This is a genomic window from Vibrio sp. Vb0888, from assembly GCF_033338835.1.
GTDB classification, from domain to species: domain Bacteria; phylum Pseudomonadota; class Gammaproteobacteria; order Enterobacterales; family Vibrionaceae; genus Vibrio; species Vibrio alginolyticus.
Map to the genome: position 1 here is coordinate 237227 of NZ_JAWOTL010000005.1, position 11891 is coordinate 249117.

9 protein-coding genes are annotated in these 11891 nt (G+C 46.1%); 3 read left to right on the top strand and 6 right to left on the bottom strand.

All coding sequences use genetic code 11. The features are described 5' to 3' along the window. Positions 1–32 precede the first annotated feature (32 nt). On the bottom strand, positions 33–1238 hold the full coding sequence (locus R7P72_RS10090) for a cystathionine beta-lyase (RefSeq protein ID WP_042522027.1): 1206 nt from the start codon (positions 1236–1238) through the stop codon (positions 33–35). A gap of 211 nt (positions 1239–1449) precedes the next feature. Next, positions 1450–2904, bottom strand: coding sequence for a cardiolipin synthase (gene cls / locus R7P72_RS10095; RefSeq protein WP_053303198.1), 1455 nt, complete (start codon positions 2902–2904; stop codon positions 1450–1452). A gap of 430 nt (positions 2905–3334) precedes the next feature. On the opposite strand from cls, the gene R7P72_RS10100 reads away from it, so the two are divergent. The 3 genes from R7P72_RS10100 to R7P72_RS10110 all read left to right on the top strand — a co-directional run bounded on the left by R7P72_RS10100 (position 3335) and on the right by R7P72_RS10110 (position 6453). Further along, positions 3335–4705 (top strand): sodium-dependent transporter, encoded by a 1371-nt coding sequence (locus tag R7P72_RS10100; RefSeq protein WP_042522154.1) that lies wholly within the window; start codon positions 3335–3337, stop codon positions 4703–4705. Between the two features lie 82 nt (positions 4706–4787). Then, positions 4788–5480 (top strand): TIGR01621 family pseudouridine synthase, encoded by a 693-nt coding sequence (locus R7P72_RS10105; protein WP_213907082.1) that lies wholly within the window; start codon positions 4788–4790, stop codon positions 5478–5480. A gap of 31 nt (positions 5481–5511) precedes the next feature. After that, positions 5512–6453 carry a class I SAM-dependent methyltransferase gene (locus R7P72_RS10110; RefSeq protein WP_047100750.1) on the top strand — a complete coding sequence of 314 codons (942 nt, stop codon included), beginning with the start codon at positions 5512–5514 and terminating at the stop codon, positions 6451–6453. 213 nt (positions 6454–6666) lie between these two features. Here the strand turns inward: R7P72_RS10110 and R7P72_RS10115 are convergent, their stop codons facing one another. The 4 genes from R7P72_RS10115 to R7P72_RS10130 all read right to left on the bottom strand — a co-directional run bounded on the left by R7P72_RS10115 (position 6667) and on the right by R7P72_RS10130 (position 11851). Beyond that, positions 6667–7722 (bottom strand): hybrid-cluster NAD(P)-dependent oxidoreductase, encoded by a 1056-nt coding sequence (locus R7P72_RS10115; protein ID WP_213907083.1) that lies wholly within the window; start codon positions 7720–7722, stop codon positions 6667–6669. An 81-nt stretch (positions 7723–7803) separates the two neighbouring features. Continuing rightward, positions 7804–9465: a hydroxylamine reductase gene (gene hcp / locus R7P72_RS10120; RefSeq protein WP_213907084.1), complete on the bottom strand. Its 1662-nt coding sequence runs from the start codon at positions 9463–9465 to the stop codon at positions 7804–7806. 174 nt (positions 9466–9639) lie between these two features. Beyond that, positions 9640–11169 carry a nitric oxide reductase transcriptional regulator NorR gene (gene norR, locus R7P72_RS10125; RefSeq protein ID WP_005378094.1) on the bottom strand — a complete coding sequence of 510 codons (1530 nt, stop codon included), beginning with the start codon at positions 11167–11169 and terminating at the stop codon, positions 9640–9642. 202 nt (positions 11170–11371) lie between these two features. Beyond that, on the bottom strand, positions 11372–11851 hold the full coding sequence (locus R7P72_RS10130; RefSeq protein WP_031778989.1) for a glycine zipper 2TM domain-containing protein: 480 nt from the start codon (positions 11849–11851) through the stop codon (positions 11372–11374). Between the last annotated feature and the right edge of the window lie 40 nt (positions 11852–11891).

An 11891-nucleotide genomic window follows, 5' to 3' on the forward strand; every position in this document is an offset into this window, starting at 1 on the left:
ACGCCCCGCAATGCAGGGCGATTCAATCATTGTTATAGGGAGGCTTCTTTTTCAAGCATTAAGGCATTATAACGCGCAAAACCAGCCTCTAAATCAGCGATCAAGTCATTTACGTCTTCTAAGCCAATATGAATACGAACCAAAGTACCTTCAAAGTGTGGGTGAGCTACGGTTCTCAGGCTGTTAAAGCTCTTAGGTTCGTTAGCTAGAATGAGGCTTTCATAACCGCCCCAAGAGTAACCCATACTGAAGTGTTTCATACCATCAAGCAGAGCCGTCGTCGCTTTTGGATAAGACGTTTTGAGAACAAATGAAAACAAGCCGTTTCCACCTGTGAAGTCTCGTTTGAAAAACTCATGGCCAGGGCTTGTTTCTAAAGCTGGATGGCGGACATGATCAACTTCTGGGCGAGAAGCGAGCCACTGAGCGACTTTTAAACTGCTTTCTGCGTGCTGTCTTAGGCGAACATCCAACGTGCGAATACCTCGAAGACCTAGGTATGCGTCGTCAGGAGAAACGCACTGACCCATCAGGTAGCTTTGTTCACGAAGCTGATCCCAATACTTTTCAGAAGCCACAGCAGTACCTAGCATGACATCTGAATGTCCAACAATATACTTAGTTGCCGCTTGAATGGAAATGTCTACGCCATGCTCGAAAGGAGAGAAGTTCACGCCTGCTCCCCATGTGTTGTCAAGCATCACGATGATATCTTGCTCGTGGGCAATGCGCGCTAATGTAGGTACATCTTGGACTTCCATGGTTATTGAACCAGGAGACTCCAAGAAAAGGACTTTGGTATTCGGCTGAATCAAGTCTCGGATACCTTCACCGATCATTGGGTCATAATAGGTGGTTTCGATGCCCATTTTCTTCATTATGGTGTTACAAAAGTCACGAGTTGGTTCGTAACAAGTGTCCACCATTAGAATGTGATCGCCAGTTTCAACGAAAGAGAGGATGGCGTTTGAAATTGCTGCCGTTCCACAAGGGTAAAGCGCGCAACCAGCTCCACCTTCAATCTCAACCATTGCGTCTTGGAAAGCAAAGTGCGTGTTGGTGCCTCGGCGACCATAAAACAACGTTTTGTTTGCACGATTAATGGTGGCTTGGTTCTTTTCTGCAACGGTATTGAATACCACAGTTGAAGCGCGTTGAACGGGTGGGTTTACAACACCATTTGTCCACTTTTTATCGCGGCCAGCGGTAATGAGTTTGGTTTTTTTTCCCTCTGACATAAAAGTTCCCTGTCTTAAATATTGCGGTTTTGAATATTTAAAACATGGACGACGTAGGTTATGCAAGGGAAAAGTCGACTATCAGCCAATAACAGCCAAGATGAACAGGTAATGATGTCGAGAGGTATCGTGTAGATAGGGAGCTAAAAGAACAAACCTCCAGCAGGATGCATGTAGCGCTGGAGGTTTTTTAGTCGGTGTATTTGAGGTATTAGAGGAGTGGGTTGAAGAGATAGAACACTCGCTCTAAGAACCGAGAAAATAGGCTCCTTTTCTCCCACTCTTCCAATACAACAGTGTGAGATTGCTTAATATAGCTATCTTGTAACCAAGACATTTGCTTGGTGAACTCTTCGTCATCAACGGCGAGGGTCACTTCGAAGTTCAGCCACAAGCTGCGCATATCCATGTTTACGGTGCCAACTAAACAGAATTGGTCGTCAATTACGACAGATTTTGTATGCAGCAAACCACCATAAAACTCATAAATCTTGACCCCTGCACTCAAGAGCTCACTATAAAAAGCGCGTGACGCCCATTGCACCATCATAGAGTCATTTTTATGGGGAATAATGAGTTCAACGTCAATGCCTCGTTGTGCTGTCATCTTTAACGTTTCGAGTAAATCAGCATTGGGCACGAAATATGGTGTTGTGATTCGTACCGAGCGATTGGCTTGGTTTATTGCCAATGTTAATACTTGATAGATCAGATATTCCGGCATACCTGGGCCAGAAGGCACAACCTGAATAGGGTGTTGGAATTCACTCTCATCGATTTTACATTCAGGTAGTCTCGGTAAATGGCGTTCGCCAGTTTCGACTTCCCAATCCCAACAGTGGATGGCACTCAATACGTTTACCGTTGGTCCCGTAATGCGAACCATGATGTCCACCCAATGCCCAACGCCACTATTTTGCTTGAAGTAAGCCGGGTCAACCAAGTTCATTGAACCGGTATAAGCAATTTCATCATCAATTACGATGATCTTGCGATGCTGGCGAAGATCAAGACGACGTAAGAAAATACGCCACATCTTCACTTCTAACGCTTGAATAACTTCAATTCCAGCATCCTGCATCATTCGATACCAAGGACTTCTGAAAAAACGCGGGCTACCTGCTGAATCGAGCAATAGCTTGACATCTACGCCGCGTTTAGCCGCTCGGATAAGTGCAGAAGCGACAGAGTCAGCCAAACCACCTGGATGCCAAATGTAGAATACCATTCGAATACTGCTCTGCGCGTTTTCGATGTCTTCAATAATGGAATGCAAAATCTCATTAGGTGACTGTTGCAGCGACAATGTATTACCGCTCAATGCGGGAAGACCAAGGCGGTTGTTACATAGTTCATCAATTCGGTAGATGTGCCTTCCCATCGTTTCTGGGTTGTGCGCGTTACAGTCGTTAAGCTGACTGAACCACTTCTCAAATGGTGTAAACATCTCTTTTGCGCGTTCGGCCCGTTTTCTGCCTAAGTTCAGTTCACCGAAGAGGAAATAACACGCGACACCCAGAACGGGAAGGATATAAATGATCATTAGCCAAGCTAAAGACACGCTCACTGCACGGCGCTTTAAAACGACACGAATGGTCACACCTGCGACCAATAACCAATATAGCCCGATGCCAGCTAAAGTAAGAAAGTGATAAAACTTGTCCATATACGCTCAGAGTAATATGCCCTTCTAGGATATTAAGCATAAAAGTGGGTTGGGGGAATAGATTTCCCATTTAGACATGGGATTGACCTTATATGAGGAACGAATTTCATAACAGCTGATTCTGTTATTTTAATGTGAAAAATAAGGTCATTCTTTAACTTTTGAACAAAAAAGCAGCATTTAACCTGCGTAACTCGACACTTGTGCGATAAATGTACTTTTTTGGGGTTCCAATTTTAAAGGGGAGCTGCTTTACTTTCTAGACATAGTGCGTCGAACGCTTATTTTATAAGTGTACAATAATTTTTACATAAACTTTTTAGACGCCTATCTCTATGCATACACAACAAACTAATTTTGGAGAAAAAGCGTGGCTACAACTAATACAGCAGCACCACGTGATACGTGGGGGTCTAAACTAGGCTTCGTAATGGCAGCAGCGGGTTCCGCTGTCGGTTTAGGCAATATATGGAAATTCCCTTACACAGCAGGTGAGAGTGGCGGCGGTGCATTCGTTGCTATCTATCTTATCTTTGTAATTTTTATCGGCTTTAGCGTGATGCTGACAGAGTTCGCTATTGGTCGTAAGACAGGTCTTTCTGCCGTAGGTGCATTCAAAACAACTGACCGACGCTGGACGTTCACTGGCGTTATGGGAGTCTTCAGTGGTCTTTTGATCATGGGCTTCTACCCTGTGGTTGGTGGTTGGGCATTGGCCTACATCTTTAAAGTGGGTGGTGGTCTACTCAGCGCGCCAGAAGCAATTGGCGACAGCTTTGGCGGTTTCATCTCAGATCCGATTCAACCTTTAATGTGGATGGGTGTTTACCTGTTCCTTAACGTCATGATTGTGATGAAAGGGATCTCGGGTGGTATTGAGAAAGCCGGTAAGGTTCTGATGCCGCTTTTGTTCTTAATCCTAATCGTTGTTTCTGTTAAAGGCTTGATGCTGCCAGGTGCAATGGCTGGCCTTGAGTTCTTGTTCATGCCGGACTTTTCTAAAGTCGACAGCAATGTGGTTCTTGCTGCACTAGGGCAGGCGTTCTTCTCACTTAGCTTAGGTATGGGTTGTATGATGACGTACGGTTCTTACCTGAAGAAGAAAGAGAACCTAGTTCAAACAACCGGTATGGTTACTGCGATGGATACAGGTGTAGCGATTCTTGCTGGTGTTGCTATGTTCCCAGCTATGTTTGCCTTTGGCATGGAGCCTGCGGCAGGCCCTGGTCTTGTATTCGTTGTCGTTCCTCAACTATTTGCTGAAATGGGCGGTGTGATTGGGTTGCTATTCGCGTTGCTATTTTTCATCGGCTTGACGGTGGCGGCATTAACTTCTTCAGTATCACTATTGGAAGTTGTCGTGTCTTACCTAATCGATGAGAAAGGCATGAAGCGCTCTAACGCGGTTCTGTCTGCAAGTGCAGTTATGGCGGCATTATGTATTTTTGCGTCACTATCGTTAGGTGGAATGGGGCCAACGCTGTTTGGTACAGGTGCCTTTGATATCTTCGACTTGCTAACGGACAAAATCTTCCTAGCGGTTGGTGGTATGTTGGTTTGTATCTTTGCTGGATGGCGCCTAAGCCGTGCTGAGCTAGAAAAAGAGATCACTAATGACGGCGAAGTATCCTTCCCGTTATTTGGATTGTGGTACAACCTAGTTAAATACCTGATTCCTGTTGCGATTGCTATTGTTGCCTTCATGGGGATTAAGTCTGGCTTTGATAGTGGCAAAGGTGAAATCATGCTGCTGGGTATCGCAATCATTGGTCTTGCTGGCATTTTCTCGAAGAAGCTTTAGCAAAGACCTTGGGGGCAAGCCTCGATAGCTTTGTCCGGTAACTTATGTATACTGCTGGCTCCAAACGTGGAGCCAGTTTTTTATGTTCGATATTCTACATACCCATCCCGATTTTCTGATCATCAATAAGCATCCCAACGTCTCTGTTCATAAAGACGATGGCGACACAATGCTGCTGCAAGAAGTGGCTAAGCAGAGTGGTGATCAGCAGCTCTATCTTATCCATCGCTTGGATAAAATGACATCGGGTATTCTGCTCCTCGGACGCAACGCCAAAGCGGCCAGTGCATTATCGCAAGCTTTTGCTGACCGCCAAGTGGAAAAGTTCTATCTGGCGATTGGCTCTAAAAAGCCGAAAAAGAAACAAGGTTTGGTCGTTGGTGATATGGAGCGTTCGCGCCGTTCATCATGGAAGCTGGTCAACAGCAAAAATAACCCAGCCGTCACCCAGTTTTTCTCTCTTGCGGCAGAGTCCGGAGAGCGCCTATTTTTATGTAAGCCACACACTGGTAAAACGCATCAAATCCGCGTGGCATTAAAATCGGTTGGCTCAGGTATTGTTGGCGACCCGATTTACAATGCAGGCAATGAGGCTGATCGCGGTTACCTGCATGCATTTTCACTTTGCTTCCAATACCGAGATGAGCAATATCGCTTTGTTTGCGATCCACGAGAATACCAAGTGCTGGGTAACAAATGGCACAGTGAAATCGTCTCTCAGGGTTTGGATACTTGGCTTTCCCCTTGGGAACTGAACTGGCCTACGATCAAATAACCGTCACAAAGAAAACTAATAAGAGAACTCGATGCAAGCATCACAACTTCCGCTGTTCTTTCAGCATCTAGAAACCGAGCTCGCGCAAGCTCCTAACGAAATTCGTCGACTGTTTCATGGTCGTGGCCGTCGTTTTGAGGGCCTAGAGCAAATCACCTGTGATTGGTTACAAGGTCAGTTGATCATCAACTTGTTTAAAGAAGTCGACGACGCGTTTCTCGCTGAGCTGAAAAGCAGCCTCAATGCGTTGGCACAATCACCACTGTGGGCAGACAAGCAAGGTCGCACTATGGTTCTTCAGCACCGTTATGCCGATGGTGCGCCTTCAGAAGTGCTTGTCGGTGAATTAGACGCTCGCCCTGTCGTTGAAGAAAGCGGTTTGAAATACCAATTGGATATTGGCCGCAATCAAAACTTCGGTCTGTTTTTGGACATGCGCTACGGTCGTGATTGGGTTCGCGAAAATGCGAAGCAAAAAAACGTGCTCAACTTGTTTGCTTACACGTGTGGCTTTTCTGTCGCTGCCATTGCGGGTGGCGCAGATAAAGTGGTTAACGTCGACATGGCAAAAGCGTCGCTGTCTAAAGGTCGTGAGAACCACAAGCTAAATGGTCATAACATCAACCAGGTAAGCTTTATGGGGCACGATATCTTTAAATCGTGGGGTAAGATTAAAAAATCTGGTCAGTATGACTTGATTATCATCGATCCGCCTTCATTCCAGAAAGGCAGCTTTGCGCTGACGAAAGATTACAAAAAGATTCTACGTCGATTGCCGGATTTGTTGGCAGACGGCGGTCAAGTGATGGCATGTGTGAACTCGCCATCTGTGACAAGCGACTTCTTGATTGAAAGCATGAAAGAAGAAGCGCCAGAGTTGACATTCCGTGAGCGTCTGGATAACCCACCAGAGTTTATGGACGTAGACAGCGAAGCAGCATTGAAAGTGTTGCTGTTTAGCGAGAAGCAATGACGACGAAACGAAAGTTGTACCTATCTATAATACCAGCCGTTTGAGTACGGCTGGCATTTCCACGATACCCCGTTAATCTGAATAGCGAGACGCGAGTGTGATTCAGAGTCTATTATCAGAGTGAGTTATTCCTAACACGCTGATATTAGATTCCTGACCTCGCCTAGGCTCGTCGGAATGACGGGAAACAATAAAAGATCGATACCAACAGCATTAACCGATCTGCACTTCAAGATCCGCTTCGATGATTGATGAGCAGGCGAGCACATAGCCTTGTTCAATTTCTTCTGGCGTCAATGTTTCTAGGCTAGTGGAAGAGACGTTGCCTTTACGAACCTTGCATTTGCACGAGCCACAAATCCCGCTTCGACAAGCGACGATTAATGGTAAACCTGCGCTTTCGAGCACATCGGCCAGTACCTGACCTTTTTGAGCATCGATGCTTTGAGCAAAATCAGGAACAGAAACGTTAACCGTCTCATCGGAGACCGATGATTCTGCGCCAGTCGCTGGCGTAAAACTCTCTTGGTAGAAGTTCGTCATGTCAAAACCAAGGTCATTCAAATAGCCGTGAACATCTTGCATAAACTGGCTTGGACCACACAGGTAAACGGTGCGCTGTTTGAAATCAGGAACAAGCTCTTTAAGCCAGTCGGCATTCAAACGACCTTGTGGATGCGATGTTCCTTCGCGGTTTTTCAGCAACAACTTTAAATTGAAGTTGGGATACACAGCGTCTAACGTTTCTAGCTGATCGTAGTAAATCGTCTCTTCTGGGCTGCGTGCAATATGAAGAAATGCGATGTCCACATCGTTGTCGTTTTCATCTTGATTACTCAGCCAGTGCTTTGCCATCGAAAATACGGGCGTGACGCCGCAACCTGCACTGATAAGCAAGGCTTTTGTTTCGCCATCACGTAACACGGGTGGATGGTCGATGCAGTTAAATTCGCCTGCTGGTGGTAATGCTTGAACAGTATCACCGAGCAGCAGCGAGTCAACGATGTAGTTCGATACTTTACCGCCAGATACTCGTTTGATGGTGAGTTGAAGGTGATCGTCTTCATTGATCGAGCTGATTGAATAGGCACGAAACTCCATTTTTCCATCAATTTCGACGCCCAAGTTAATAAACTGGCCAGGCTTAAACTGAAACAGAAGTGATTCGGTTAGTTCGGCCAATTTTATGCTGACGGTGTCGTGTGTTTCGAAGTATTTGTCGATGCAACGGAGTGTGACGGGTTGGTTACCTTGCCATTCAAAAAACATAACAATCTCTTTGGTTGTGGCTATTTTTGGTTCGAAATAGATAGCGCCTCCGCGTAAGGAGGCGCGTAACAAGCAAGTTTATTAAGCTGCTAGGATGGCTTTTAGATCATCCTGAACATTGCCAATACTGCGCATATCGAACTTCTCTTGGATGATGGCGATTAGGTTTGGCGTTAGGAATGCCGGTGCAGTAGGGCCTGTGTAAATGCCTTTCACGCCCAATGCAAATAGCGTTAGCAAGATAACGATCGCTTTTTGCTCGAACCAAGAAAGCACAAGCGTGAGTGGCAGTTCATTGATGTCACAGTCAAACTCTTTCGCTAGTGCAAGTGCAAGCTGGATTGCAGAGTAAGCATCGTTACATTGGCCCACATCCAATAGGCGAGGAATGCCGTTGATATCGCCAAACGTATTCTTGTTGAAGCGGAACTTACCACACGCCAAGGTCAGGATTAGCGTGTCTTCTGGTGCTTCAGCCGTAAAATCGGTGTAGTAGCTACGTTCCGCTTTATCGCCGTCACAACCGCCGACTAGGAAGAAGTGCTTGATGTTGCCTTGCTTCACTTGGTCGATAACCGCAGGGGCGGCGTTCATCAGTGCATTTCGACCAAAACCAACCGTGATGTGGTGTTCGATTTCATCGTGTTGGAAACCATCTTGCGCTAGAGCACATTCAATCACTTGGCTAAAATCATCGCCTTCGATGTGAGCCACACCAGGCCAGCCAACAATACTACGAGTGAATAAACGGTCTGCGTATTGACCCACATTTGGATTCAACAAGCAGTTTGACGTCATTACGATTGCGCCAGGGAAGTTTGCGAATTCTTTCTGTTGGTTTTGCCATGCGCTGCCGTAGTTGCCGACAAGATGAGGATATTTCTTCAGCTCAGGGTAGCCGTGTGCAGGCAGCATTTCACCGTTGGTATAAACGTTAATGCCTTTGCCTTCAGTCTGTTGCAGGATTTTTTCTAGGTCATGCAAATCATGGCCAGAAACAAGAATACATTTGCCTTTTACTGGCTTGACGTTCACCGTGGTTGGTTCTGGATGGCCGAAGGTAATTGTTTCACCTTGGTCGAGCATTTCCATCACTTTGTAGTTCATCAGGCCGATGCGCATTGAGCAATCAAGTAGTTCGCCGAGATCTTCAGGGTCTGTGCCCAACCACGCCATGATTTCATGGTATTCGGCATAGATATCGTTGTTGGTTTGCTCAAGAACACGTGCGTGCTCCATGTACGCGGCTGCACCCTTAAGGCCGTATAGGCAAAGTAGGCGTAGGCCAATCACATCTTCATGTACTTGGTCCTTACCACGGTTAACCGCGACTTGAGGAGCAAAAGCTAAGATTGCTTCTGCGCTATTTGGTAGCTCAAAGTGAGCAACAACAGGGATGTCAGCAACTTCGGTATCGGCGAGTGTTGCAGCAGACATTACTTGCTCTTTTAGCAATGCTTTGTACGTTGCCGCTTGAGAAGTTAGCTCTAGGACACGTTCAGGGTCAAAGTTTACGTTCGTCAATGTAGAGAAAAATGCCTTTGGTGCCCATTGGTTGATTTCATCGTTAATGATGTTGAATTCAAGTGCTTTTGATGCCCAAAAAGAAACCCCTTGCAGTGTGTAAACCAACACGTCTTGAAGGTCAGATACTTCAGAAGTTTTACCACACATACCTTGTGCAAAAGAACAACCTTTAACAGCAGGGGTTTGAATTGTCTGTTCACATTGAATACAGAACATATTGGGTTCTCCAGTGATTGTTTTAATAGTCGTGATGTTGACCACTAGAGAGCAGAATGCGTGCCAATTATTATCTTGTTGATTTTTAATTATTTTATTTGTTTTTGATAGGACGAGTGATGTAATTAAGACAACGTAAATGATGTCTTAATTACATCGGCTTCTTGTGGTTGGTTATTTATTGATCCCGAGCTTTTTACCCATTCGATATAAGTTCCCGCGATCCATTTGCAAAAACTCCGCTGCTTTTGCCCAAACGCCACCAGTTTGGCTTAAAGCATGTTCAATTAAATCACGTTGATAGCTTTCTATCAGTTCTCGCATTGGTTGGCTTTCTTTGGGTAAATAATGCGATGTGTTTTTTACATCACCGAGAGCCAATGAGGTGTCGAAATGGTTAAGTATGATCGTGCTTGCGCCTTGTTGAATGGCGTGCAAAGCCGCGCGCGTTAAAGTATGTTCGAGCTCGCGCACGTTTCCGTACCAAGGTGAAGATTCCAATTGAGTCAACACTTTAGGATGAACGTGCAGATTGGGTGCATTGAATTGTTGGCGTACTTTTTCCAACAAATATCCTGCTAAAACGGGAATATCCCCGTCACGGGCACGCAGTGGGGGGACTTGGATTGGGAACACGTTCAAACGGTGGAAAAGGTCAGCTCGAAACGTGCCAGATTCGACCTCTTTTTCTAATTGTCGATTGGTCGCGGCGATGATGCGCACATTGACCATCAAATGCTGATCGCTACCTACACGTTGCAGCTCGCCTTGCTGAATTACGCGCAGCAATTTTGCTTGCAAAATCAAAGGCAGTTCGCCCACTTCATCAAGGAAAATTGTTCCACCGTCTGCCAGTTCAAACTTACCGGCACGGTGGCTATTAGCACCTGTAAATGCGCCTTTGACATGGCCAAACAGTTCACTCTCAGCCAGACCTTCTGGTAAAGCCGCACAGTTGACGTAAATCATCGGCTTATCGCTACGATGAGATTGCGCGTGTACCGAGTGCGCGACCAGTTCTTTACCAGTTCCGGTTTCTCCTAAGATAAGTACCGCGTAATCTGATTGAGCAACAGTCGCAATGTTGTTTCGTAACTGGTTGATCTGCGGACTCAAACCCACCATTTCGCCATGTTGAGAACGGGCTTGCTGGATAAGGGTTTGAGTGACGCTTTTTTGCTTCTGGTTTTGCGCTTTGAGTGCTTTTAACTGAGCAATGTTACGCAATGTCGCAGCGGTCAATGCCGCAAAGGTTTCGATAGCGACAGGATCGATGCCATCAAACGCGCCCACCGTTAGTGCATCCATCGTTAGTGCGCCAACAAGTTGGCCTTCGACATACAAGCTAAAGCCCATGCAATCGTGAACATCAATGCATTGGTCTTCAGTTAATAGTGTGCCGTCGAAAGGATCCGGCAGTGAACAATCGGCATCGAAACGCACCGGTTCACCGCTATGAATAATGGCATCTAAGCGAGGGTGCGCCTTGGGGAAATAGCGACGACCTAAGACCGAGCTGGATAAGCCTTTTACCGCGACAGGAGTTAGAAAACCATCCTCATCGAAGATAAACAGGCAGCTCGCATCACATGGGAATACTTGCGCGACCCCATCAATGAGATTTTGATATTGCTGCTCGTGAGAGCGATTTGAGCTGAGGTTTAGCGCGATATTAAGGAGTACGTGGTCAACAGTCGGAGTCATAACAAGCCCAAAGTTATCTGGAATGGGCTCATGCTAGCAACTTGATGTCATTTGAACATCGAAAGGTGTGGGAGATTGATGCTCCATTGACGACGATCAAGTTTGATACGAAAAGAAACGCGCAAGTTAACAAGCCAGTGATGTAAGCTTGCGCGGGTTAGGTGTTTGAATTAAAGCAGGCCAAAGGTTTGGTTCGTCCGAATTAACGAGGAACGACTCTAGCGTCATTACCAGAAACATTGATTTGGACCGCTTGGCCTGGTTGGAAAATCATGTTTGGATTTGCTTCTTGAACAATAGAGATAATCTTTCCGTCCTCTAAACGAATGGTCAGATTCACGCCATTTCTTTTCGCGGTTGCTTCAGCCGCTTTGCTGCCTGCATAGCCACCCAATAGACCACCACCAATGGCAGCGATATCCGAGCCAGAACCGCCCCCAACTTTTGAGCCTAAGATCCCGCCCACGGCAGCACCAGCGATGGTGCCAATGGCATTGGATTGGGTAGAGGCATCAATGGTTACGGGTTCTACTTTTTCTACTGTGCCGTAGTAAACCTGCTGAACTTTGCGAGTGTCGGATGAGCCGTATGCATCTCCGTACGGGTTAGGTGAGCTACAGCCGCCAAGCACGAGCACACAAGTAATGGTGAGCAACATGCCTAAATTGATCTGTTTTTTCATATAGCCTCCGAATGGTTTCTTCATTCAAAGAGTATATACC

Excerpts from the sequence above, each read along its gene's own strand:
- R7P72_RS10105 (WP_213907082.1), top strand. The coding sequence starts at position 4,788 with ATGTTCGATATTCTACATACCCATCCCGATTTTCTGATCATCAATAAG.
- norR (WP_005378094.1), bottom strand. The coding sequence starts at position 11,169 with ATGACTCCGACTGTTGACCACGTACTCCTTAATATCGCGCTAAACCTC.
- R7P72_RS10115 (WP_213907083.1), bottom strand. The coding sequence starts at position 7,722 with ATGTTTTTTGAATGGCAAGGTAACCAACCCGTCACACTCCGTTGCATC.
- hcp (WP_213907084.1), bottom strand. The coding sequence starts at position 9,465 with ATGTTCTGTATTCAATGTGAACAGACAATTCAAACCCCTGCTGTTAAA.
- cls (WP_053303198.1), bottom strand. The coding sequence starts at position 2,904 with ATGGACAAGTTTTATCACTTTCTTACTTTAGCTGGCATCGGGCTATAT.
- R7P72_RS10130 (WP_031778989.1), bottom strand. The coding sequence starts at position 11,851 with ATGAAAAAACAGATCAATTTAGGCATGTTGCTCACCATTACTTGTGTG.
- R7P72_RS10110 (WP_047100750.1), top strand. The coding sequence starts at position 5,512 with ATGCAAGCATCACAACTTCCGCTGTTCTTTCAGCATCTAGAAACCGAG.
- R7P72_RS10100 (WP_042522154.1), top strand. The coding sequence starts at position 3,335 with ATGGCAGCAGCGGGTTCCGCTGTCGGTTTAGGCAATATATGGAAATTC.
- R7P72_RS10090 (WP_042522027.1), bottom strand. The coding sequence starts at position 1,238 with ATGTCAGAGGGAAAAAAAACCAAACTCATTACCGCTGGCCGCGATAAA.